This is a genomic window from Collimonas sp. OK307, from assembly GCF_900113705.1.
GTDB lineage: Bacteria > Pseudomonadota > Gammaproteobacteria > Burkholderiales > Burkholderiaceae_D > Collimonas.
On record NZ_FOQI01000007.1, the window covers coordinates 114,115 to 139,348 of the forward strand.

Here is a 25,234-nt window from a genome sequence, read left to right on the forward strand (position 1 = left end):
GATGAAAAAACTGAAAGTCATGACGGTCGTTGGGACGCGTCCGGAAATTATTCGCTTATCTCGTGTGATGGCGAAGTTAGATGAATATTGCGATCACGTGATTGCACACACCGGACAAAATTATGATTACGAATTGAATGAGATTTTTTTCCAGGATCTGGAGGTTCGTAAACCTGATCATTTCCTGAATGCGGCAGGCGCGAACGCTGCAGAGACTATCGGTAAAGTGATTATCGCCGTGGATGCCGTCTTGGCACAGGTGCAGCCTGATGCGTTGCTTATACTGGGGGACACTAACAGTTGTCTGGCGGCGATTCCTGCTAAACGTCGGAAAATTCCGATTTTCCATATGGAGGCGGGTAATCGCTGCTTTGATCAGCGGGTGCCAGAGGAGACTAATCGCAAGATTGTCGATCACACGGCGGATGTCAATTTGACATATAGCGCTATAGCTCGCGAATACCTATTGCGGGAAGGTTTGCCGCCTGACCGGATCATCAAGACAGGCAGCCCTATGTTTGAGGTGTTAAATCACTACAAGGCAGGGATTGACGCATCAGATGCAGTGAGCCGTTTAGGATTAACGGAAGGAAAATATTTTGTTGTTAGCGCGCATCGCGAGGAAAATATTGATTCGGACATTAATTTCGCCAAGTTGGTGAGTACCTTGAACGCCGTCGCTGAGACATATGGTGAGCCAGTCATCGTATCAACTCATCCACGTACGCAAAAAAAGGTGGATGCGAAGGCGGTCACCTTCCATCCATTAATCCGATTACTTAAACCGCTCGGATTCAAAGATTACGTAAAGTTGCAAGCTTGTTCCCGGGCTGTTTTATCTGATAGCGGAACGATTACGGAAGAGTCTTCAATTCTTAATTTCCCTGCACTCAACATACGTGAAGCGCATGAACGGCCCGAGGGTATGGAAGAAGCTTCCGTTATGATGACGGGGCTGGAAGTAGATCGCGTGTTGCAAGGTTTGAAGATATTGGAGAGTCAAAAACGCGGTGACGAGCGAGATTTACGGCTCGTTACCGATTACAGTGTGCCGAACGTGTCCGACAAAGTTGTGAGAATTATCCATAGCTATACGGATTATGTAAATCGCGAGGTGTGGCACAAAGTAGGGTAATCTGAATTGTGAAAATATTAATTGTTAGCCAATATTTTTGGCCAGAGAATTTTCGTATTAATGATCTAGCGACAGAATTGGCTGGTCGTGGTCATGAAATTACCGTATTGACTGGTTGGCCAAATTATCCGGAGGGGAAAATTTATGAAGATTTTAATAAATATCCCCAAAAATACGCAAATTTTAATGGTGTGACCGTAGTACGGGTGCCTTTGGCTCCTCGGGGTCAAAGCGCGCTGCGGTTAATGATCAATTATTTTAGTTTCATATTTTCAGCATCACTGCTAGGTTCGTTAAAGTTGGCCGGGAAGAAATACGATCTTATTTTTGTATGTGGACTGTCCCCCATCACTGTTGCTATACCTGCGATTTTTCTGAAATTCATAAAAAAAACACCAATTGCACTTTGGGTATTGGATCTATGGCCGGAATCGCTTAGCGCAGTAGGCGTTGTGAAATCCAAAAAAATACTTGATGCCGTTGGAGTCTTGGTAAGATTTATATACAAAAATTGCGACTTGGTATTGGCCCAGTCTAAATCTTTCATATCCAGTATTGGGAAATACTGCAGTGAGAGTGAGAAAATAAAATATTTTCCCAGTTGGTCTGAGGATTTATTTAATAACGAATCAGTTGTAAGCGCTCCTGAAGTGGAAGCGAAGAAGGATATATTTAATATATTATTTTCGGGGAATATTGGCGATGCGCAGGATTTTCCAACTATATTAAATGCTGCGGAGTATCTTCGTGAACGCAGTGACATACGATGGATTATCGTAGGTGACGGGCGGATGGCAGGTTGGGTCCGGGAGCAGATAGTAAAAAGAAACTTGCAAAACAATGTGGTAATGACTGGCCGCTTTCCTTTGGAAAGAATGCCATCTTTTTTTGCCCATGCCGACGCCTTGCTGGTCTCGCTTAAAGCGAATGACATCTTTGCCATGACGATCCCAGGCAAGGTGCAAACTTATCTTTCGTCTGGATTGCCAATTATCGGCGCGATAGATGGTGAAGGGGCCGAGGTAATTCGCGAAGCGGGAGCTGGATATGCGTGTAAAGCGAGCGATGCAGAAGGTTTGGCTGCTGTTGTTGCCAAGATGGCGGCATTAAATGTTGAAAAACGCGATTCGATGGGTAAGGCTGGAAAAGCTTATTATGTTGCACAATTTGAAAAGAAATTTTTGATCGATAAATTAGAAAGCTATTTTCATAGCATGAGTTTAAATAAAAATAGTGCATAAGATATTTGTCGCGGAAATAAATAATTTTTTCGAGGCGTTGCGAGTTGCTATACCTCCACGTCAAAATATCTTGAACTGGTGGCCCGTGGTCAGTGGAAATGCAGCGACTCAGAAGACTGTTTCGTTTTTTTGAACAAGATTAAGTGATTTTATATGAAGCGTATTTTCGATCTCTTTTTAAGCCTGTTGCTACTGTTGTTTTTTGCTTTTCCACTTTTAATTATTGCTTTCTTTGTTAGAATAACATCAACTGGCCCAATCTTATATTGGTCTGATCGAGTAGGCCGGAATAATGCTATTTTCTCGATGCCCAAGTTTCGCACCATGCTGGTAGAAACTCCTGCAGTGGCGACTCATTTGCTGGCCGATCCTGGCAAATTTCTGACCCCGATCGGTTCCTTTTTGCGTAAATCGAGCCTGGACGAATTACCGCAACTGTGGAGCATAATCAAGGGTGACATGAGTTTTGTTGGTCCAAGGCCTGCACTATACAATCAAGATGACTTGATAGCATTACGTACTACATACGGTGTAGAGCATTTGTTGCCGGGCTTGACGGGCTGGGCCCAGATCAATGGACGGGATGAGTTACCCATTCCGGAAAAAGTAAAGCTGGATGTTGAATATCTGCAGCGGCAATCTTTTTCTCTTGATATGAAAATTATGTTTCTCACTTTTTTGAAAGTTATCCGAAGAGATGGGATTACGCATTGATAATTTGCAAATGCCGAAAAATTTATCCAGAAAGTACTCAAATTTTCTTATGGTCGTTAATCGCTGAATTGCCCACATGATTCCTTTTTTAAGCCTCTCGCGTCTTCATAAGCAAATAATTGCAGTCACTGCAGATATTATTCTGTTGCCATTAACGTTTTGTTTGGCGATATGGTTACGTCACGACGGTCTTAATAGTTGGTTGTTGCATCAATATGGCTTGTTGATTACCGCGTTACCCTTGATATCGATCCCTATTTTCATCAAGCTAGGGCTGTATAGAGCTGTCATTCGTTTCATCGACCACAAGATTGTTTACGTTGTGGTCTTTGGTGTAACGTTATCGGTGATTGCATTGGGTGCTCTTGGCACTTTTACGCAAACTGCGGGATACTCCCGCGCAGTTTTTGGTATCTATTGGGTTAGTGCAATCTTATATGTGACCGCAAGCCGATTCTTGGCGCGAAGCTACCTGCTACGTGCCAGCGGGGTGAAAGGGGTGGTGCGGGTTGCAATTTATGGGGCTGGTCAGGCCGGTACACAGTTGGCGAGTGCGCTCCGAGCGGGCAACGAGTACTTACCTGTTGCGTTTATTGATGACAAGAAGGAATTGAACAAGGCGTCTATCGCCGGTATCAAAGTTCACACCGCTGACGATTTACCTAATTTAATTGCCCGGTACAATTTCAAAGAGATTTTGCTGGCAATGCCGTCCCTGAGTAAGCTGCAGCAAAAACATATTCTCGATAAATTAGAGCCGCTCAAAGTCAAAATCAAGGTAACGCCACCCATCAAGAGCTTGATTAATGGCGAGCTGCGCGTGCAGGATATTCGCGAAGTCGAAATCGAGGATTTACTGGGGCGTGATCCGGTCGAGCCTAATCCGGACTTGATATCAGCGTGTATTACGAACAAATCTGTGTTGGTGACTGGAGCAGGCGGCTCCATAGGGTCTGAGCTATGTCGCCAGATTATCAGGCAACGTCCGTCACGACTGATTTTGCTGGAAATGTCAGAGTTTGGTTTGTACGCGATTGAGCAGGAGTTGGCCGAGTTGCAGCGGAGCTTAGGGCTAAAAATTGAATTATTGCCGTTTCTTAGCTCTGTGTTGGAAACTGAGAAATGTACTCGCATCATGCGTACCTTTGGCGTTGAAACGGTGTACCACGCTGCAGCCTATAAACATGTGCCATTGGTTGAACATAATCCGATTGAGGGCATCCGGAATAATGTGTTTGGTACCTTAAGCGTGGCGAAAGCGGCGATGGCCGCTGGCGTCAAATCATTCGTACTGATTTCTACTGACAAGGCGGTGCGCCCGACGAACGTAATGGGTTCAACCAAACGTTTCGCTGAGTTGATATTGCAAGCATTTTCACGTGTACAAGCTAAGGGTGCATCAAAGACCAGATTCTGTATGGTGCGTTTTGGTAATGTGCTCGGTTCGTCCGGTTCAGTGGTGCCTTTGTTTCGCAAGCAGATCATGGCGGGCGGGCCGCTTACCTTGACTCATCCTGAAATTACCCGCTATTTCATGACGATCCCGGAAGCTGCCCAGTTGGTATTGCAAGCGAGTGCCATGGGTCAGGGCGGGGACGTATTTGTATTGGATATGGGAGACCCGGTAAAAATCATTGATCTGGCGACGCGAATGGTGCATTTAAGCGGACTGGATGTATTGTCTGATTTGACGCCCGATGGCACCATAGAAATCAACCATGTCGGCCTGCGACCTGGAGAAAAGCTCTACGAAGAGCTTTTGATTGGTGAAAATGTCGAAGGGACAGAGCATCCGTTGATCATGCGCGCGCAAGAAGTAGAGATTCCGTGGGTGATTTTGGAAGGGTTGTTGAATAAGTTGGAAGAAGCATGCGCCAATTTTGACCATGAGGAAGTGCGAGAATTATTATTGCGTACAGTCGCCGAGTATACGCCGCAGTGTGGAATTGAAGATTTCATATGGCGCGCCAAACGCCACTTACCAGAAGCGGGCGACACGACGCTGCATTAACACAGGCGGAAAAATTTTGATTGAATTTCATTTGTCGGGGGTGGCATGGATTTATCCGGATTAACAGTAGTTGAGTTGCGTGCATTGCAGGATCAAGTCAAGCAAGCTTTGAAAGATCGTGAGCACCTGGAATTGGCCAAGGCACGCGAACAAATTTTGGCAATCGCCCAAAATGCGGGGATCTCACTGCAGGATTTGCTGGGCGCTCAGTCGCGCGGCAAGCACGCTGCGTCCAAGACCAAAGTGGCGGTTCGTTATCGCCATCCGTCGGATCCGTTGTTGCAATGGACCGGCCGTGGTCGTCAGCCTAAATGGGTTCAGGACTGGGTCGCTTCCGGTAAGTCGCTGGACGCCATACGCGTGTAACAATCACTGTTGTTTCTGTCGTCTGAAAAATAGTGCTGGCCTGACGACCGGCACTCAAAACTAAGACAGTGCCTGGAACCGGGCACTGTCTTAGTTTCGGCTAAACGTCCCATTTCTGCTGGTAGTGGCATGTGAACCAACAATTCACTGCGATTTTCTTGCCACAGAACGCCACATTCTCATTAAATAAAACCATGCTCCCGCTTTCAAAATCGATATTCAAGGCCTATGACATCCGCGGTGTCGTCGGCACCACGTTAGACGCCGGCATTGCTCGCCAAATCGGGCAGGCGTTCGGCGTTGCTGCGCGTGCCAAAGGCGAACAAGTAGTGATTATCGGCCGCGACGGCCGTTTATCCGGACCGGAACTGACCGCTGCCCTGGCAACCGGTTTGCAGGACGTCGGTGTGGATGTGGTGGATCTCGGCGTCGTGGTGACACCCATGGTGTATTTCGCGACCCATATACTTGGGGCGCAATCCGGGATCATGGTCACAGGCAGTCACAATCCTCCCGATTACAACGGGTTCAAGATGGTGCTGGCCGGTGAGGCGATATACGGCGACACCATTCAGCAGTTGTATCAGGCTATTGCGAATGGCAGTGTCAAGGCTACCGTGCCGGCGCCGGCCGGTAGCTATCGCCAGCATGACATCAAGGATGCCTATCTGCAGCGCATCGTGGGCGATACCAAATTGGCGCGGCCAATGAAGATCGTGGTCGATTGCGGCAACGGCGTGGCTGGCGCTTTTGCCGGCGAACTGTATCGCGCACTCGGATGCGAGGTGCAGGAACTGTTTTGTGAAGTGGACGGCACTTTCCCTAATCACCATCCCGATCCGGCGCATCCGGAGAATCTGCAGGACGTGATTCGTGCCTTGCAAAATTCCGACGCCGAGTTGGGATTGGCATTCGACGGCGATGGCGATCGTCTCGGTGTCGTCACCAAGGATGGCCAGATTATCTATCCGGACCGGCAGCTGATGTTGTTCGCCGCAGATGTGCTGACGCGTCATCCAGGCCGCGAGATTCTGTATGACGTCAAATGTACCCGCCACCTGGCGCCATGGATTGCCAAACACGGCGGTAAACCCCTGATGTGGAAAACCGGTCACTCGCTGGTCAAGGCCAAGATGCGTGAAACAGGCGCGCCGCTGGGCGGCGAAATGAGCGGTCATGTCTTCTTCAAAGACCGCTGGTACGGCTTTGATGACGGTCTGTACGCCGGCGTGCGCTTGCTGGAACTGCTGAGTCGCGAAAGCGATCCGTCGGCAGTGTTGAATGCATTGCCGCAATCCTCCAGCACACCTGAATTGCAATTGAAACTGGAAGAAGGGGAGAATTTCGCCCTGATCGAGAAATTACAGCGCGAAGCGAATTTCCCCGGATCTGACGAAATTATCAAGATCGACGGCTTGCGTGTTGAATATGCAGATGGTTTCGGCCTGGCTCGCTCATCCAACACTACGCCGGTCGTAGTAATGCGCTTCGAGGCTGAGTCGGAACAGGCTCTGGCTCGGATCCAGTCTGAGTTCAAGCGCGTGATTCTGGCTGCCAAGCCCGATGCATCGCTGCCTTTCTAATCAACCCGTCGAAGCGGCTCCGATTTGAACATCCTGATCGTTCGCGTCTCCTCTTTAGGCGATGTGGTGCATAACATGCCAATGGTGTCAGACATCCGACGTCATTATCCCGACGCGAATATCGACTGGGTCGTGGAAGAAGGTTACACCGGCCTGGTGCGCATGAATCCTGATGTGCGCCGCATCATACCGATTGCCCTGCGCCGTTGGCGCAAAAGCCTGTTGTCTGCCGCGACCCGGGCGGAAATGTCTAATTTCCGACAGCAACTCAAACAGGACGCCTACGATATCGTGTTCGATACGCAAGGTTTGCTGAAAACCAGCGTAGTAATGCGGATGGCGCGGCTTGCTCCCGGTGGCCAACGGGTCGGATTGGCAAACGCGACCGAGGGCTCCGGCTATGAGCCGCTGTCACGCATATTTCATACCAAGAGTGTCGAAGTAGGCCTGCATACGCACGCTGTATTGCGCGCCCGCGAAGTGGCGGCAAAGGCGCTCGGCTATAGCGTTGATGGCGTTGCAGATTTCAATCTGCATCCTCCTGCGATGACGCCCGCAGAGCGGCCCGCATGGCTGTCGGAGGAGGCATATGCAGTTTTTTTTCATGGCACGGCGCGCGCTGCCAAGCAATGGCCGAATGCTAGTTGGGTGCGCATTGCCGCCTTGCTCGCCGAACGCGGTCTGCCAGTGTTGCTGCCCTGGGGCAGCGATGGCGAAAGAAAAACTGCGGAGCAGTTGGCCAGCCAAATGACCAATGCGCAGGTGCTCCCCAAATTGCCATTGATGGAAGCGGTCTTGCTGGCCCAGCGTGCCGCATTGGTGATAGGCGTCGATACCGGCCTGACCCATATCGCTGCGGCATTCAACCGTCCGACCATTGAGTTATATTGCGATTCGCCTCGCTGGAAAACCGAAGGCAACTGGTCATCGCAAATTATCAACCTGGGTGAACTTGGCGCGGCTCCTACCGTGGAACAGGTTGCATTAGCGGTGGACAAGCTGACGCAACAAATCGACTGGCGGAAGGCAGCAGGAGTCGAACCTACCCGGGAGTGACTGGCACCCCCCACCGGGTTTGAAGCCCGGCCGCATCACCGGATACGTGTGCCTTCCTTGGTGCGCATGGTGCGCGCTTGGTGCGTTATCTTATCCTGATTCGCCATTCCAGCGCCATCAGAACCAGACCATCTCGCCGCCGCGCAATACGTGCGCATCACGTATGCGGCGGGTATAACCTATTCGATCGAAAAATTCCAGAATCTGGATGGCGCGCTTACGGCCTAGTCCTGTGGCGTCACGCCAGCGTGCGGCATTCACTCCGGTAGTAACTGCAGAGCCGTGCTCTGGCCTTTGTTCGCTAGCCACGCTCGCCAGCAGCGTAGCTAATTCACGGACACGCTCATGGTGATAAAACAGGTCGCGCTCAATTTGATATACCAGTCCTTGCCGCAGTAATTTACGCAATAGCTGCCGCACCGATTCCTCTGGAATTTTGTGTGTCTGCGCCAGTTCACGCACCCAGGGCGGATCAAATCCGGCGGCGGCCAGTGTTGGAAGCAGTTGCTGCGCCAGCGCCTGTTCGTCGTCTGACAGCGTTATCTTATGCTGCGGCAGGTGCAGCCACGGCCCGCTGCGCTGAATCGTCGCATCGCCTGTGAGGGAATCGACCACTGCCAACCACAGCGCGCTGTCCAGTGTCGGCAGCGTCATCCGTCGCAGGCGTGTGACGTCCACGCCTTGTTCGTCAGGAAAGCGTGCATGAAACTCTGTGAGCGCGGTAACCGTCAGCGTTCTTAAAGACTGCCATTGGGCAGACAGCATGACAAACGTATCCTGCTCTTGCGAACCGGTCGCAATGGATTGAACATCTTCCGGCAGTTGCAATGCGGTGGATGGCAATCCGCTGAGCTGCACCAGCATGGACTGGCGCACGCCGCCAGGCGCAGCTGCCTGCAGCAGCGCGCTGATGCCGGCGCCATTCAGCATGTGTTCGATCGCATCGAGCCAGGCGTGGCGTTCCGGCGTGCGACGCTTGCGTGCAGGGGCCGCCGGATCCAGCACATGGCCACCGCCGATGGTCATGTTTGCCTGCGCATTGCGGACGATAAAGCGGTCGCCCGGAATCACGCAGACAGGAGTTTCAAATTGCAGCTGCACTCTGCCGTGGTTGCCCGGAGATAGCGTATTTCCTTCCAGTAGCGTGACCAGGGCAACTTGATGCAAGGTACCTAAGTGCACATGCAGAGGAGAGCGATTACGCAGCAATACTCCGGCATGGGCCGACAGCTGAAGTTCCACATCAATCCGTGTCGACGGTGTCATTGCGCGCGGATCGGCCAGCCAGTCGCCGCGCTTGATGGCATCCTTGTCGATACCGCTCAGGTTGAGTGCGCAACGCTGCCCGGCGTGGCCGCTGGAGGCAGAGCGGTTTTGTACATGCAGGCTGCGGACGCGCGCCATGTCGCCGGCCGGCATCAGCGCGACGTGATCGCCGACGTCGACCCGGCCGGAAAAAACGGTTCCGGTTGCCACTGTGCCGTGTCCTGCAAGGGTAAACACCCGGTCGATCGCCAGCCTGAATAGTCCATCATCGCGATGTGGTTGCATGCGCTGTGCAACCTCTTGCAAATGGTGCTGCAGGGCGGCGGTTCCCGCATCTTGCGAGTCATGTGCCGCAACCGGAAAGACCGGGACGCCTGCCAGCGTGGTGGTCGCCAACAATTGCTGAATTTCGCTGGTGACTTCCGCAATGCGCGCTTGATCGACACGGTCGATTTTGGTCAGAGCCACGGCGCCGGTACTGACTCCCAGCCATTGCAGGATTTCCAGGTGCTCGCGTGTTTGCGGCATGACGCCGTCATCGGCGGCAATCACCAGCAATGCAAAGTCGATGCCGGAGGCGCCCGCCACCATGGTATGCACCAGATGCTCGTGGCCTGGCACGTCGATAAATCCCAATACTTCGCCATTCGGCAGCGGCGTGTAGGCATAACCAAGTTCAATCGAAATGCCTCGGACCTGCTCTTCCTTGAGACGATCGGTATTGACACCTGTCAGCGCCTTGATGAGTGTGGTCTTGCCGTGATCGATATGCCCGGCGGTGCCGACGATCATAGGGACAGATCCAGCAACTGCGTGTTGAACAAGCCCTCATCACGTTCTTCCAGGCAGCGGCAATCCAGCCACAGTGCGTCGTTGGCAATCCGTCCGATGACTGGGCGCGACAATTGGCGCAGGGCTTTTTCCAGTTTGTCGAGCGCGCGGCCATGGCGCTTGCCGCCATTGGCAGCATTTCCGGCACGCACCACCAGGCCGTAACTCGGCAGCTGGTCGACTGGCAGTGCGCCACTGCCAATCTGACTGAACATTGCTTCTGCGGTGACGGTGTAGTGGCTTCCCAATGCAATCTGCAATACGCTCAGCAGGCGTTCAGCCTGAGCACGTATATGCAACTGGTTGCGGGTAAGCAGGCGCAAGGTTGTGAGGCGCTCCGCCAGAAATTCCGGCGCCAGATAAAGTCTTAATACCGGCTCCAGTGCGGCCAGGGTAAGCTTCCCGACGCGTAATGCCCGTTTCAGCGGATTTTTTTTGATGCGGGCTATCAAGTCTGCGCGGCCGACGATAAGCCCTGCCTGCGGCCCGCCCAGCAGCTTGTCGCCGCTGAACGTCACCAGATCAGCTCCTTGCCGTATGGTTTCCCGTACCGTTGTCTCTCCGGGAAGGCCCCACTGCGTCAGGTCAACCAATGTGCCGCTGCCAAGATCAACCGTAACAGGCAGTCCGTGTGGCCGCGCCAGTTCTGCCAGCGTGGAAACGTCAACACTACGCGTGAAGCCGCTGATGGCGTAATTACTGCAATGAACCTTCATCAGCATCGCGCTGCGCGGTGTGATGGCGTTGGCGTAATCCGCCGGATGGGTACGGTTGGTGGTGCCGATTTCCACCAGTTTTGCTCCCGCGCGCTGCATGATGTCGGGGATGCGGAATGCGCCGCCGATTTCGACCAGTTCACCGCGCGAGACGATGACTTCTTTCTTCTGCGCCAGTGCATTCAGCATCAGTAGTACGGCGGCAGCGTTGTTGTTGACAACGGTGGCCGCTTCGGCGCCGGTGAGTTCGCACAATATGTCTTCAACCAGGTTGTCACGGTCGCCGCGGCCACCGGTTTCCAGATCGAATTCAAGATTGCCGGGAGATGTCAACGCACTGATTACCGCCTGCACCGCCTCATCCGGCAGCAGCGCGCGACCGAGATTGGTATGCAGCACAGTGCCGGTAAGATTGAACAATGCGCGCAGATGCAATCGACTGGCAGCTACCAGCTGCTTTCCGAGAATCTCGACCAGCTGTGAATTATCCACATCTGCCTGCACCAGTTTGCCGGCAAGGGCATCGGCCCTGAGCTTATCCAGATGCTTGCGTACAGCTGCAGTGAACTGAGTGCGCCCGTATTGCGCCATCAGCGGCTGGGCTTCAGTCAGGTTCAGAATACGATCGACCGAGGGAATGTCGCTGACAGAGGCGATCGAGGTAGTGGCTGCCTCGGCTTGCGTGATTGCACCAGCCATTCAGTTCTCCGTGGATTGCCAGAGTAAGGGGTTGCCGTGGCGGCGTGCGTAAACGGTTTCGCCCATAAGCAAATCGAGGGCCACGCTGGCAAGGTCATCGGCCAGCGGTTCGAGGTAAGGATCTTTTTCCTGGTAGAAGATCTTCAGCCAACTGTGGCATTCATCGCAGGTCTCGGCCTTGATGGCCGTCGAACCATCTTCTATGGCCTGGTAGGCGATACCTTTTGTGGAATCGCAATGGCTGCATTTGATGCGTACCATATGCCATTCGGCCGCGCACATGCTGCATTGCAGGTAGCGATGTCCCTGCGATTGCCCATCCATGCGCACCACGCTGGCAACCGGCGGTGAGCCACAGCATGGGCACAGGCCTGGTGTATCCAGCAGCGGCACATCGCGTTCGCGAAAGCGGGTCACCAGATCGCAGCACGCCACCTGTAAGGCCGCTGCGTAAAAAGGGGCACTGGCCGGATCGACAATCTCATGATTGTTGCGCAGGATTGCTTCAGCCTGACTGTCCCGCTCGTTGGCGCTGGTTTGTTGGAGTCGGGCTACCAGTTGCGTTGCGGCCGGCGGGATGTTGCCGGCGCTTGCGACGTGTTCGAGTAATTGGCCCAAGACAGTTTGCCAGTGCGGACTACGCACCTGGTCTGTAGCCAGAATCAGTGGCATCAAATGCGCGTGTGCCAGGTTGATGCGGGCCAGGTCCTGAGCATGATTGTCTGGCTCGCCGGCTAACTTGTTCAATGCTTGCTGCTGTGCCTCTGCCAGTACCGCCATCAGGTTCAGATAGCCGCCGATGGCATTTCCTGCCGCCAGCTGTTTCAGGCGTTGCGCGCGATTGCTGAATACGCTGGCGCGCTCCGGCAAACGAATGCGTGGAATGGCATTGTGGTCAAGTGCTTCGATTTCGCCCGGTTCGAGGATACGTTGCAAGTCGGTTCCTTCATTCGTCTGTCATTTTCCGGTACCAGGCCGGATGATGCTTGCGCGCCCAGGCACGGCTTACGGTGCCACGTGTCATGGCGCCTACCGTTCCCTTGATCCAGATGGCAGCGTAAATGTGCACGACGATGCCAACAATAAGCACGAAGCCGCAAAACGCATGCAGCACCACCGCAGCCCGGATTACAAATACCGGGAACATCCAGGAAAACCAGGCGCGCCAGATGACGATACCGGACAGCAGCAGCCCTATCATACAGGCGATCATGGTCCAGAACAGCAACTTCTGGCCACCGTTGTAGCGACCCACCGGCGGCAGATTTTCTTCGCGATTGCTGACCACGTCGCGGATACCTTTTAGCCAGGCAATGTCATTCTTTTCGATCAGATTGTAACGCCAGAAACCAACGGCCAGTATCGCAAAACAGACAAACATCACCAGCCCGATGAACGGATGCAAGATACGCGTCCAGGTGCCACCGCCCAATACAAAGGTGAGCCAGAACATCGCTGGATGGAACAACGCCAGTCCGGACAGCGCCAGCACCACAAACGTGATGGCAACCAGCCAGTGGTTGATGCGCTCCGTGGCGTTGTAACGTACGATGCGGTCTTTTTCTACATCTTGGTCGGCGTTGTTCATGGCGGCAGATCCTGCGAGTTGATGTTGGGATCGTGGGGATCATTCGTGTTGACAGCTGGCGTGCTGAGCAGCGCGGCACGCTTGGTGGCCGCATCGGTTTCCTTCTTCTCCGCCGCCTTGTCATCCTCCGAGACCTCGCTCGGTCCGACCTTGATATAGTGGAAAAATCCCGCCAGCGCCGTCAACGCGATACCTGCCAGCGCAAGCGGTTTGGCGGCACCTTTCCACAAACCGACCAACGGACTGATGTGCGGATTATCTGGCAGGCCATGATAGAGCGAAGGCTTGTCCGCATGGTGCAGCACATACATGACATGCGTGCCACCGACGCCTGGCGGGTCGTACAGGCCAGCTTGTGCGAAGCCACGCTCTTTTAAATCGACTATGCGCTCTTCTGCGTGCGCCTTCATGTCCTCTTTTGTGCCAAACACAATCGCGCCGGTAGGGCAGGTTTTGACGCAGGCCGGTTCCTGGCCCACGGCGACCCGATCTGAGCAGAGCGTGCATTTATAGGCTTTGTGGTCCTTCTTTGAAATGCGCGGCACATCGAATGGACAACCGGTGACGCAATAACCGCAGCCGATGCAGTTTTCTTCGTGAAAATCGACAATCCCGTTGTTGTACTGGACAATCGCTCCGGGCGAGGGGCAAGCCTTGAGACAGCCCGGATCTTCACAATGCATGCAGCCATCCTTGCGGATCAGCCATTCGAGATTGCCGTCCGGATTTTCGTATTCCGAAAATCGCATGACGGTCCACGAATGTTCCGTCATGTCAGGCGGATTATCCAGCACGCCGACGTTGACGCCGACCTCGTCGCGCAGGTCGTTCCATTCCATGCATGCGGTCTGGCAGGCTTTGCAGCCTATGCATTTAGTGACATCGATCAGTTTTGCGACAGTGCCGGTCACCGGCTCACGTACACCTGGCGGCGGCGTAGTGGTGGCCGAAACGCGTTTGATATCGAGTGATTGCAGGGCCATGGTTTCTCCTATGCCTTCTCAACCTTGACCAGGAACGACTTGAATTCAGGCGTTTGCGAATTACCGTCGCCCACACCCGGTGTCAGCGTGTTGGCCAGGTAGCCCGGTTTGGTCAAACCTTTGAAACCCCAGTGAATCGGGATCCCTACGTGATGTACCGGCTTGCCTTCAATCGTCATTTTCTTGATACGTTTAGTCACCACCGCCACGGCAATAATGTGGCCGCGCTTGGAACTGACCTTGACCCGCTCACCGGCGACCACGCCGACTTCCTTCGCCAGTTCTTCGCCAATCTCGACAAACTGTTCGGGTTGGAGAATGGCGTTGAGACGCGCATGCTTGGTCCAGTAATGGAAGTGTTCGGTGAGCCGATAGGTGGTGCCGACATGCGGGAATGCATCGGCCTTGCCGAACATGGCGCGGTCGTCGGGGAATACCCGCGCGCCCGGATTGCTGGTCGCCGCCGGATTTTTTGGAAACAGCGGGTTATAACCGACCGGCGTTTCAAACGGTTCGTAATGCACCGGGAACGGTCCCTCGGCCATACCGGCCTTGGCAAAGAATCGCGCCACGCCTTCGGGATTCATGATGAACGGCCCCATGCCACCGGCAGGCGCTTCATCCACCTTGAAATCGGGGACGTCGACACCGCCCCATTTCTGGCCGTTCCAGCCGATCAGATTGCGTTTTGGATCGAACGGTTTGCCATTGAGGTCGCATGATGCACGGTTGTACAGGATGCGCCGGTTAGCCGGCCATGCCCATGCCCAGTTCAGGGTTTGCCCGATACCGGTCGGATCGGAATTGTCGCGCCGCGCCATCTGATTACCCGCTTCGGTCCAGCAGCCGGCGAAAATCCAGCAGCCGCAGGCCGTGCTGCCGTCATCGCGCAGTTCTGCAAAGCCGGCCACCTGTTCGTTTTTCTTGCGGATGATCTTGGTAGCGTCCTTGGGATCCGCCAGGTCGCTGAGTGCGCGGCCATTGTATTCCCTGGCGAGTTCTTCCGCGGTCGGGCTTTCCGGATTGGCGTATGGCCATGACAGATTGAGGATCGGATCAGGATATTTGCCGCCGTCCTTGGCGTACATCTTGCGAATCTTCAGGAACAGTTCCGACATGATTTCCAGATCGCTGCGCGCCTCGCCCGGCGGTGGTGCTCCTTTCCAGTGCCATTGCAGCCAGCGGCCGGAATTCACCAGCGAACCGTCTTCTTCGGCAAAACAGGTAGTCGGCAGGCGAAATACCTCAGTCTGTATCTTGCTCGGATCGACGTCGTTGAATACGCCATGGTTCTGCCAGAACTCTGAGGTTTCGGTGGCCAGCGGATCCATGATGACCAGGAATTTCAGATTAGCCAGGCTGGCGCCGATTTTCCCCTTGTCCGGCGCAGCGGCCAGCGGGTTGAAGCCCTGGGCGATATAGCCGTTGACCTTGCCTTGCTTCATCAGCTCGAACACCTGCAGCATGTCATACGGCTTGTCCAGCTTAGGCAGATAGTCGTAGCCCCAGTTGTTGTCTGCCTTGGCGGCATCGCCCCACCACGATTTCATCAGGCTGACATGGAACTTGCCGTAGTTTTGCCAATAGCTGAGCTGATTGGGGCGCAACGGCTTGCTGGCGCGCACGGCGATATATTTACCGAAGTCTTGCTCGGATTCCGAGGGCAACGTCATGTAACCCGGCAGCAGATTGGTCATCAGTCCCAGATCGGTCAGTCCCTGGATGTTCGAGTGGCCGCGCAAGGCATTCATGCCGCCGCCGGCAATGCCGATATTACCGAGCAGCAGTTGCACCATGGCGCCGGTGCGGATGATTTGCGAACCGATCGAATGCTGGGTCCAGCCCAGCGCGTACAAGATGGTGCCGGCGCGCGTCGGCGACGCCGTGGATGCCAGCATCTCGCACACTTTCAGGAATTTCTCCTTGGGCGTGCCGCACACGCTCTCCACCATTTCCGGCGTATAGCGATCGTAGTGCTGTTTCATCAGGTTGAATACGCAGCGCGGATGGGCCAGGGTTGGATCGGTTTTTACAAAACCGTCGTCACCCAGTTCGTAATCCCAGGTGGTCTTGGTGTAGTTGTGTTTTTCCGCGTTGTAGCCTGAAAAAATCCCGTCGTCGAAAGTGAAGTCTTCCCGTACGATAAAGGTGAAGTCAGTGTAATTCTTGACGTATTCGTGTTGGATCTGATCCTTCTCCAGCAAGTAGCGGATGACACCGCCGAGGAAAATGATATCGGTGCCGGTACGGATCGGCGCGTAGAAATCCGCCACCGAGGCCGAACGCGTAAAGCGCGGATCAACTACGATCAGCTTCGCCTTGTTATGCGCCTTGGCTTCTGTCACCCATTTGAAACCGCACGGGTGCGCCTCGGCTGCATTGCCGCCCATGATGAGAATAACGTCCGAATTCTTGATGTCGACCCAATGATTCGTCATCGCTCCACGGCCAAACGTCGGGGCAAGACCTGCCACCGTCGGACCGTGTCAAACACGCGCCTGGTTATCGAATCCCAGAATGCCAAGACTGCGGATGGTTTTATGCGTCAGGTAGCCGACTTCGTTGCTGCTGGCCGATGCCGCCAGCATGCCTGTGGTCAGCCAGCGGTTGACGGTTAAGCCCTCCGGCGTCTTTTCGACGAAATTCGCATCCCGGTCCTGTTTCATCAATGTCGCGATGCGGCTTAGCGCATCGTCCCACGACATGCGTTTCCATTCCTTGGAACCTGGCGCGCGATATTCGGGGAACTGGAGACGGCTTGGACTATGTACGAAATCGAGCAAAGCCGCGCCTTTGGGGCAGAGCGTGCCGCGATTGACCGGATGATCCGGATCGCCTTCGATGTGAATGATACTGGGCGTGGCATTCTTGGCGCCATCACCGAGGCTGTACATCAGGACTCCGCAGCTGACGGAGCAGTAGGGGCAGGTGTTGCGGGTTTCGACGGTGCGCGTCAGTTTGTATTGACGTACCTCCGCCAGCGCGGGCGCCGGCGAAAATCCCATCAGCGCCAGACTCGAACCTGCCAGGGTAGCGCCAGTCGTTTTAAGAAACTGGCGCCGCGACATTTGAACCATGGGGATACCTCCCTGTGTTATTCAATTCATGTCAAACCACTATAGGAACCTGCTGATTTTCATTATAGATGGGATTCCTGTTTGCCAACAGAGCAAAATGCGGTCGCCTTGCTGCCGGCGATTACCACTCTGACCCACGTCGTCAGCGCATTTTGTTTTCTAATTGACAACTATTTGGTAGGCAAAATTATCATGCTGTTCCCGCCGTCATCGCAACGCGGCATAATACGGCCATGGAACAACAAATTCTCGAAATCGATATTGCCGACTGGCAGATCAGCACCCCGAATTCGGCGTGGATATCCGCGCTTGAGGCGGGAAAAGTCCTGTATTTCCCGCATCTCAGCTTCACGTTTACGGCCGACGAACAGCGCTTCCTGACACCGGCGGTACGCGATCCCAAGAGCCGCAATATCAGCCTGGATGCCAATGGCAGGCTGAAAGGCGCGCTGGGCGACGCAGCTGACCAGGAGGCGCTGGCCAACATGATCGGGCGCTTTCGGGCGCAGGCGCAGCAACTGATTCATTCCTTGCTCCCCGCTTATGCAGACACGCGCAGCGAACTGCGCATGGCGCCGACCAGCTATCGGCCGATGCAAGTGGAAACCCGCGCCCAGTCCTGGCGCGCCGATGATCGCCGCCTGCACGTTGATGCGTTCCCGTCGCGGCCCAATTACGGCGAGCGCATCTTGCGTGTATTTGCCAATGTGAATCCGGACGGCGTGCCGCGCGTTTGGCGGGTTGGCGAACCGTTTGAAGATGTGGCGCAACGGTTCTTGCCCAGGGTAAAAGCATATTCGCGCTGGCAGGCACAGGCGTTGAACGCCTTGCATGTCACCAAGTCCCTGCGTAGCGAATACGATCATCTGATGCTGCAATTGCACGACGCCATGAAATCAGATCCGGCATATCAAAAAGATGGTCCGCAGGTGACGCAGCCATTTGCCGCAGGATCGGTTTGGGTTTGTTTTTCCGACCAGACACCGCATGCTGTCATGTCGGGCCAGTACATGATGGAGCAAACCTTGCATCTGCCGGCAGCCAGGCAATACGATCCGGGCGCCAGCCCGCTCGCTATCTTGCGTCGCTTGACCGGCCGTGTGCTGACCGAATGAACGCTGCATCGGGTTTTGATGCGGGGCGAGCCTGGCGCATCCGCTTGTTGTATTCGGCAGTATGGTGGCTGGCGATGCCTTTCGTATTACTGCGCTTGTGGCGTCGTGGCGGCAAAGAACCCGGTTACCGCCAGCATGTGCCGGAGCGCATTGGGTTTTATCCGCCGCTGGCGCCATCGCTGGCATCGCGCAAATTCTTGTGGGTGCATGCGGTCTCGGTCGGTGAAACGCGTGCTGCGGAGCCTTTGATTGCGGCCATGCTAGATGCCTATCCAGAGCACGCCATTCTATTGACGCATATGACAGCAACCGGTCGCGCTACCGGACAAGCTTTGTTCGGTAAATCGCCGCGGGTGCTGCAATGTTTTCTTCCCTACGATACCGGCTGGATGGTGGGACGTTTCCTGCGCCATTTCTCGCCGCTCCTGTGCGTGTTGATGGAAACAGAAGTATGGCCGAACCTGATCGTTCAGTGCGGGCGTTACAAAGTCCCGGTGGCGCTGGTGAATGCGCGCTTGTCGGCACGTTCCCTGCGTCGCGGCAAACGTTTTTCCACCCTGATGACTGAGGCTGCCAGCGGCATGTCCTGTGTTGGCGCGCAAACCGAGGCGGATGCCGGACGTTTGCAGCAGCTCGGCGGCAACAACGTGCAAGTCACAGGCAACCTCAAGTTCGATGTCACGCCTTCTCCTGCCTTGTTGGCCGGCGGCGCTGCGATGCGCGGGCAGATCGGTAATCGCCCGGTGCTGTTGTGCGCGAGCACGCGTGATGGCGAAGAAGAATTGATTCTCGATGCTCTGTCCAGGCGCGGCCAGGATCCTGCCTTTGCAGATCTTCTGACCGCGAATTTGCTGACCGTCATAGTGCCGCGCCATCCGCAACGGTTCAATGAAGTGGCAGACATGGCTGCAGCAAAGGGATTGCCGCCGTTGCGTCGCTCTCGCCTGGCTGACGAACCGGTACCGCCGCAAGTGAAGGTACTGATCGGCGATTCGATGGGAGAAATGTTTGCCTATTACGCAATGTGTGATGTGGCATTCATCGGCGGTAGCCTGCTGCCGATGGGCGGCCAAAACCTGATCGAGGCGTTTGCGGTTGGCAAGCCGGTATTGATCGGGCCTCATACGTTCAATTTTGCAGATATTACCGAACAGGCAATCGCCGCCGGCGCCGCACAACGAGTGAGTGATGTCGACACTATGCTGGATACGGCACAGCAGCTATTGCAGGCTGACCAGCAACGCCAGGCGATGGGCGAGCAAGCTACCCATTTTGCGCAACAGCATCGTGGCGCCACCGCGCGTACCATGGCCATGCTGGCGCCGTTCATCTAATCTTCTTTTTACTATGCACGCGACTTTCATTGTCACCAAAGTGGTGAGCACGTTATTACTCTTGCCGACCAATCTGATCTTGTTATGCATCGCGGGTTTGCTGCTGCGGCGCGCGTATCCAAGTGTCGGCACGGTCGTTAGCCTGACATCATTGTTGCTGTTGGCTGTGTTAAGCACCAAGGCAGGTGCCTTACTGCTGGTGGCGCCGTTAGAGCAGCGCGTGCAACCGCCGGCGGCAAGTGCGGCGATTGCAGCTGACGGCGCACAGGCAATTGTCATATTGGGCGGGGGCAGATTGGCAAATGCGCCAGAATATGATAACGACGATACCCCAAGTTATTGGACCCTGGCGCGCCTGCGTTACGGTGCCAGGATACATCGCCAGACCGGGCTGCCGATATTGGTTTCAGGTGGCACTCCTGACGGCTCGAAGATATCGGAAGCTGCCGTGATGGCAAACAGCTTGCGTGAGGATTTTGCGACACCGGCAAAGTGGCTCGAAGAGGCTTCCGACGATACGGAGCAAAATGCAAAATTCTCAGCCAGAATGTTGGCGCAAGCGGGCGTGAAAAAAATCATTCTGGTGACCGATGCCTTGCATATGCCGAGATCTCAACTGATGTTTACCAGGACTGGATTGGAGGTGGTGATTGCGCCGACCGTATTCTTTAGCCGAGACCAGCTGACCTTGTTAAGTTTCTTGCCGTCGGGAGAGGGCATGCGTCGTAGCGAATACGCTATGCATGAATGGTTGGGAGTACTTTGGTACAAGGTTCGTCATGGTGATTCTCAACAAGCTGGCGGTGTGCCGGTTGCAAGTTGATGCGTTGTGTTCCCATGAAATAAAAACGCCGCACAAGTGCGGCGTTTTTTCGTTTCAACGTTCAACTCAAATGCGGATTACGACTTGGCCGCCAAGGTATTCTCATTCAACCCGCCACCCAACGAACGATACAGGTCGATCGCGTTATTCAAACGCAGCTGCCGCGTCTGGATCAGCGCCTGTTGTGCCGAGAACAGATCACGCTCGGCATTGAGGCGATCGGTGGAACTGGCGATGCCGTTCTTGTAACGCAGATCGGTCAATTTCACCCGTTGTTCCTGCGCCTTGACGAAGGCATCCTGAGCTGCCAGCTGATCTTCCAGCGTGCCACGGGCAACCAGCGCATCGGAAACTTCCCTGAATGCGCTCTGTATGGTTTTCTCGTAGTTGGCAATCGCCAGATTCTTGCGGATCTCGCTCAGCGACAGGTTGGCGCGGTTGCGTCCGCCCTCGAAAATCGGCAAGGTCAGCTGCGGTACAAACGACCAGGTACGGCTGCCAGCCGAGAACAGGTTACCGAGCGATGTGCTTGAATTGCCGATCCCGGCCGTCAGCGAAATAGTCGGGAAGAAGGCTGCACGTGCCGCACCGATGTTGGCATTGGCAGAACGCAGTTGCTGCTCTGCTTCACGGATGTCAGGACGACGGTTCAGCAGATCGGAAGGCAGGCCGGCCGGAATGTCGGTGACGATTTTTTCATCCGACAGCGATTGCGGCGCCGGCAGTTCGCCCAACGGCTTGCCGACCAGAAGTACCAATGCGTTGGTGGCCTGGCCGCGCTGGCGTACCAGCGTAGTCAGCGACACGCGGGCTGCTTGCACCAGTGTTTCGGAATTGCGCAGATCAAGCTCGGACGATGCGCCGACATCAAAGCGCAACTTGTCCCGCTTGTAGTCGTCTAGCCGGCTATCCAGGGTTTGCTCCGCCAACCGCTGCTGTTCGGCGTACGACTGCTCGGTCAGATACGCTTGCGCAACCTGCGAAATCAGGCTGATCTGCGCAGACTGACGGGCTTCCTCGGTCGCCAGGTAGCTCGCCAGTGCGGCATCTTTCAAGCTGCGGACACGGCCAAAGAAATCCAGTTCGAACGAAGTCATGTTCAGTCCGACCGAATAGGCCGTGCCGACTGCTGGTTGGCCTGGAACCAATTGATCGGCCGCTGTACGACCGCGAGTGCGGCTGAAATTGCCCTCCAGGTGCGGTAACGCATCTGAAGCGGTGATGTCGTACTGGGCACGCGCCTGTTCGATGTTCAGAGCTGCGGTACGCAGGTCGCGGTTGTTTTCAAGCGCCGAAGCGATCAGCGCCTGCAGGCGCTGGTCCGGGAAAAACTGGCGCCAGCCGAGCGCCGCCGCATCCAGCTGTGCCTGGCCGTCGGCAGCAGCCGGATAGCTGCCGGCTACCGGCGCTTCCGGCCGTACGTAAGTCGGCGCCATGGTGCAACCCGAGAGGACCCCTGCCAGTAGCAGGGCGCCAGTCAGCTTCTTGGGTAAGTGCGCCGTAATTGCCATCGCAGTAAATGCCATATTAAACATGCTGATTCTCCACATCTATTTTCTTGTTGTGCGAGGCCGCATGCAATTTCCGCTGGCGTTCGCTGCCTTTGAAAATCTTGCGTACCACCACGAAGAATATTGGCACCAGGAACACCGCCAGGACTGTCGCTGTGATCATGCCGCCCATTACGCCGGTACCGATTGCGCGTTGGCTGCCTGAACCGGCGCCGGTCTTGATCGCCAGTGGCAACACGCCCAGGATGAACGCGAACGAGGTCATCAGAATCGGCCGGAACCGCAGGTGCACCGCTTCCAGTGTCGCTTCAATCAGGCCCTTGCCTTCAGCCTGCAAGTCTTTCGCGAATTCGATAATCAGAATCGCGTTCTTGGCCGACAAGCCAACCACGGTAATCATCCCGACCTTGAAGTAGACGTCGTTCGGCATGCCGCGCAAGGTTACGCCCAGCAATGCACCGAGAATACCCAGTGGTACCACCAGCATCACTGCCAGCGGGATGGAAGTGCTTTCGTACAGGGCCGCCAGTACCAGGAACACCGCCAGCAGCGACAACGCGTATAACATCGGTGCTTGCGAGCCTGAGGTTTTTTCTTCCAGCGACTGGCCGGTCCATTCAAAGCCGAAGCCAGGAGGGAGTTTGGCAGTCAGTGCTTCCATTTCATCCATCGCTTCGCCGGTGCTATGGCCAGGTGCTGCGCCACCGGAGATTTTCATCGCCGGATAACCGTTATAGCGCGACAGTTGTACCGGGCCTTTGATCCAGTGCGAGGTGGTGAATGACGAGAACGGCACCATGTTTCCTTGCGTGTTCTTGACATACAGCCTGGCCAGATCTTCCGGTTGCAGCCGCTGCGGGGCATCGGCTTGCACAATCACCCGTTGTTGACGGCCCTGGTTAGGGAAGTCATTCACGTACGAGGAACCGAGTGCGGTCGACAACGTGCTGTTGATGGCGGCAAACGATACGCCCTGGGCATTGGCCTTGTCGCGATCGATTTCCAGTTGCAACTGCGGCGAATCTTCCAGACCTTCAGGACGGACGCCAGCCAGGATCTTGCTTTGCGCAGCCATGCCGAGCAATTGGTTACGCGCGGCAGTCAATGCCGCATGTCCTTGCCCCGAACGGTCTTGCAGACGGAAGGTAAAGCCGGTGGCGTTACCCAATTCAGGAATTGGCGGCGGATTCAGCGGATAGACGATGGCGTCCTTGATCTGCGAGAACACACCGAATGCCTTGCCCGCAATCGCGTCCGCGGATTGGTCCGGACCACGTTCGCTCCAGTCCTTGAGCGGTGTAAATACCAGACCGGCATTCTGACCGTTACCGGAGAAGCTGAAACCGGTAATGGCAACCACGTGGGCGACACCAGGCAATTTCGCGTAATAGTCTTCAATCGTCTTGATGACTTCCAGGGTACGGTTGCTGCTGGCGCCGGCAGGCAATTGCACGTTAGTGATGATGTAACCCTGATCTTCAGCCGGCAGGAACGATGCCGGCAGGCGTGCATACAGCAAGCCGACGCACACCAGAATCCCGCCATAGATGAACAGGTAACGGCCGGTCTTGGTCAGCATCTTGGCGACAATGCCTTGATAGCCGGTGGTGGCAGAGTTGAACTTGCGGTTGAACCAGCCGAAGAATCCCTTTTTCTCATGGTGATGTCCTGCTTCCACCGGTTTCAGGATGGTGGCGCACAGCGCTGGCGTCAGCGTAAATGCCATCAATACCGAGAACACCATCGAAGCTACCATCGACAGCGAGAACTGGCGATAGATGGCACCAACAGCGCCGCTAAAGAAGGCCATCGGGATGAACACAGCGATCAGCACCAGGGTGATACCGATCAGTGCGCCGGTAATCTGGCCCATCGCCTTGCGGGTTGCATCGCGCGGCGACAAACCTTCCTCGCTCATGATCCGTTCGACGTTTTCCACCACCACGATCGCATCGTCAATCAGGATACCGATCGCCAGCACCATGCCGAACATGGTCAGCACGTTGATCGAGAAGCCGAACAGCAGCAAGGTGGCGAAAGTGCCCATCAGCGCGACTGGTACCACCAGTGTCGGGATCAAGGTGTAGCGGATGTTTTGCAGGAACAGATACATCACCAGGAACACCAGGATGATCGCTTCTACCAAGGTCTTTACCACTTCTTCGATCGAGATCTTGACGAATTTCGAAGTGTCGTAAGGAATGGTGTATGCGACACCGGCAGGGAAGTACTTGGACAGTTCCGCCATCTTGGCGTGGACAGCGGTAGCAGTGCCCAGCGCGTTGGCGGTTGGCGACAATTGCACGCCGACGAAGGACGTCGGTTTGCCGTCGAGGCGGCCGGCAGTCGCATACGACTGACCGCCGATTTCGATACGGGCGACGTCGCGCAGACGCACGATCGAGCCATCTGCATTGGCACGCAACTGGATATTGCCGAACTGTTCGACGGTAGTCAGTTGCCCGGTTGCCACCACGGTTGCAGAAATCTGCTGTGTTCCGGGGCTAGGCAAATCGCCAAGCGTACCGCCCGCAACCAGTGCATTTTGCGCTGTGATTGCAGCCGTCACGTCGGCTGGCGTCAAGCTGAGGCCAACCAGTTTGACTGGATCGATCCAGATCCGCATGGCGCGTTCAGTACCGAACAGCTGTGCCTGGCCGACGCCAGGTACACGTTTGATTTCATTGAGCACGTTACGTGACAGATAGTCACCCAGCGCGATCGGATCGAGCTTGCCGTCGGTCGATGAAAGACCGATAAACATCAAGAAGTTACTACGCGATTTGGTGACTTGCACACCGTTCTGCGTAACCACCGCCGGCAGGCGTGCCTCAACCCGTTTCAAACGGTTCTGCACATCCACCGCTGCCAGGTCGGCATTGGTTTCCGGTGTGAATGTAACAGTAATAGATACCGAGCCATCGGCCTGGCTTTGCGACTCAATGTATTGCAAGCCGTCGGCGCCGTTCATTTCCTGTTCGATCAGGCTGGTAACGCTATCGTCAATAGTTTGCGCGGTAGCGCCTGGGTATGATGCGCTAACGACAATCGTTGGCGGTGCAATCGAAGGATACTGCGCCACCGGTAATTGCGTGATCGCCAAAGCACCCCCGAGCAGGATGAAGATGGCGAGCACCCACGCAAATACGGGGCGGTCGATGAAAAACTTGCCCATTAATAGGCTC

18 protein-coding genes and 1 tRNA gene are annotated in these 25,234 nt (G+C 55.1%); 10 read left to right on the forward strand and 9 right to left on the reverse strand.

Annotated elements, in window-relative coordinates:
- The first annotated feature begins 1 nt into the window (after position 1).
- The 7 genes from wecB to waaC all read left to right on the forward strand — a co-directional run bounded on the left by wecB (position 2) and on the right by waaC (position 8,106).
- Positions 2-1,135 (forward strand): non-hydrolyzing UDP-N-acetylglucosamine 2-epimerase, encoded by a 1,134-nt coding sequence (gene wecB / locus BM205_RS11280; protein ID WP_092414600.1) that lies wholly within the window; start codon positions 2-4, stop codon positions 1,133-1,135.
- Positions 1,136-1,143: 8 nt separating this feature from the next.
- A complete protein-coding gene (locus BM205_RS11285) occupies positions 1,144-2,376 on the forward strand; it encodes a glycosyltransferase family 4 protein (RefSeq protein WP_092414601.1) in 1,233 nt (410 codons plus the stop codon).
- Positions 2,377-2,529: 153 nt separating this feature from the next.
- Complete coding sequence (locus BM205_RS11290) at positions 2,530-3,090, forward strand: sugar transferase (RefSeq protein WP_092414602.1); 561 nt, start codon at positions 2,530-2,532, stop codon at positions 3,088-3,090.
- Positions 3,091-3,166: 76 nt separating this feature from the next.
- The gene (locus tag BM205_RS11295) at positions 3,167-5,101 is read left to right on the forward strand and encodes a polysaccharide biosynthesis protein (RefSeq protein ID WP_092414603.1); all 1,935 of its coding nucleotides are present in this window, start codon (positions 3,167-3,169) and stop codon (positions 5,099-5,101) included.
- 45 nt (positions 5,102-5,146) lie between these two features.
- Positions 5,147-5,467 carry an H-NS histone family protein gene (locus tag BM205_RS11300; protein ID WP_092414604.1) on the forward strand — a complete coding sequence of 107 codons (321 nt, stop codon included), beginning with the start codon at positions 5,147-5,149 and terminating at the stop codon, positions 5,465-5,467.
- A gap of 194 nt (positions 5,468-5,661) precedes the next feature.
- Positions 5,662-7,050 carry a phosphomannomutase/phosphoglucomutase gene (locus tag BM205_RS11305; RefSeq protein ID WP_092414698.1) on the forward strand — a complete coding sequence of 463 codons (1,389 nt, stop codon included), beginning with the start codon at positions 5,662-5,664 and terminating at the stop codon, positions 7,048-7,050.
- 24 nt (positions 7,051-7,074) lie between these two features.
- Entirely contained in the window at positions 7,075-8,106 is a 1,032-nt protein-coding gene (gene waaC / locus BM205_RS11310) for a lipopolysaccharide heptosyltransferase I (RefSeq protein WP_092414605.1), read from the forward strand.
- On the opposite strand, the gene BM205_RS11315 is transcribed toward waaC, so the two are convergent.
- The 7 genes from BM205_RS11315 to fdnG all read right to left on the reverse strand — a co-directional run bounded on the left by BM205_RS11315 (position 8,068) and on the right by fdnG (position 17,266).
- Positions 8,068-8,163: transfer RNA gene (locus BM205_RS11315), tRNA-Sec, on the reverse strand. The two genes, waaC and BM205_RS11315, sit on opposite strands and share 39 nt — an antisense overlap.
- A 60-nt stretch (positions 8,164-8,223) precedes the next feature.
- Positions 8,224-10,164 (reverse strand): selenocysteine-specific translation elongation factor, encoded by a 1,941-nt coding sequence (gene selB / locus BM205_RS11320; protein WP_092414606.1) that lies wholly within the window; start codon positions 10,162-10,164, stop codon positions 8,224-8,226.
- Positions 10,161-11,618 carry an L-seryl-tRNA(Sec) selenium transferase gene (gene selA, locus BM205_RS11325; RefSeq protein WP_092414607.1) on the reverse strand — a complete coding sequence of 486 codons (1,458 nt, stop codon included), beginning with the start codon at positions 11,616-11,618 and terminating at the stop codon, positions 10,161-10,163. The genes selB and selA overlap by 4 nt, the downstream gene beginning before the upstream one ends.
- Positions 11,619-12,554 (reverse strand): formate dehydrogenase accessory protein FdhE, encoded by a 936-nt coding sequence (gene fdhE / locus BM205_RS11330; RefSeq protein ID WP_092414608.1) that lies wholly within the window; start codon positions 12,552-12,554, stop codon positions 11,619-11,621. It lies immediately after the preceding gene.
- A 10-nt stretch (positions 12,555-12,564) separates the two neighbouring features.
- Positions 12,565-13,206: a formate dehydrogenase subunit gamma gene (locus BM205_RS11335; protein WP_092414609.1), complete on the reverse strand. Its 642-nt coding sequence runs from the start codon at positions 13,204-13,206 to the stop codon at positions 12,565-12,567.
- Positions 13,203-14,189 (reverse strand): formate dehydrogenase subunit beta, encoded by a 987-nt coding sequence (gene fdxH / locus BM205_RS11340; RefSeq protein ID WP_092414610.1) that lies wholly within the window; start codon positions 14,187-14,189, stop codon positions 13,203-13,205. Before fdxH ends, BM205_RS11335 begins: the two co-directional genes overlap by 4 nt.
- 8 nt (positions 14,190-14,197) lie before the next feature.
- Complete coding sequence (fdnG, locus tag BM205_RS11345) at positions 14,198-17,266, reverse strand: formate dehydrogenase-N subunit alpha (protein ID WP_139227242.1); 3,069 nt, start codon at positions 17,264-17,266, stop codon at positions 14,198-14,200.
- A 233-nt stretch (positions 17,267-17,499) separates the two neighbouring features.
- Between fdnG and BM205_RS11355 the strand changes: the two genes are divergently transcribed.
- The 3 genes from BM205_RS11355 to BM205_RS11365 are packed head-to-tail and all read left to right on the forward strand — an operon-like array spanning position 17,500 to position 20,538.
- A complete protein-coding gene (locus tag BM205_RS11355; protein WP_092414613.1) occupies positions 17,500-18,381 on the forward strand; it encodes a Kdo hydroxylase family protein in 882 nt (293 codons plus the stop codon).
- Positions 18,378-19,715 carry a lipid IV(A) 3-deoxy-D-manno-octulosonic acid transferase gene (gene waaA / locus BM205_RS11360; protein ID WP_254783852.1) on the forward strand — a complete coding sequence of 446 codons (1,338 nt, stop codon included), beginning with the start codon at positions 18,378-18,380 and terminating at the stop codon, positions 19,713-19,715. Before BM205_RS11355 ends, waaA begins: the two co-directional genes overlap by 4 nt.
- Before the next feature lie 13 nt (positions 19,716-19,728).
- Complete coding sequence (locus BM205_RS11365) at positions 19,729-20,538, forward strand: YdcF family protein (RefSeq protein ID WP_175511243.1); 810 nt, start codon at positions 19,729-19,731, stop codon at positions 20,536-20,538.
- 77 nt (positions 20,539-20,615) lie between these two features.
- On the opposite strand, the gene BM205_RS11370 is transcribed toward BM205_RS11365, so the two are convergent.
- Both BM205_RS11370 and BM205_RS11375 read right to left on the reverse strand, forming a co-directional pair.
- On the reverse strand, positions 20,616-22,064 hold the full coding sequence (locus BM205_RS11370; protein ID WP_092414700.1) for an efflux transporter outer membrane subunit: 1,449 nt from the start codon (positions 22,062-22,064) through the stop codon (positions 20,616-20,618).
- 1 nt (position 22,065) lies between these two features.
- Complete coding sequence (locus tag BM205_RS11375; protein WP_092414615.1) at positions 22,066-25,224, reverse strand: efflux RND transporter permease subunit; 3,159 nt, start codon at positions 25,222-25,224, stop codon at positions 22,066-22,068.
- Positions 25,225-25,234: the final 10 nt, after the last annotated feature.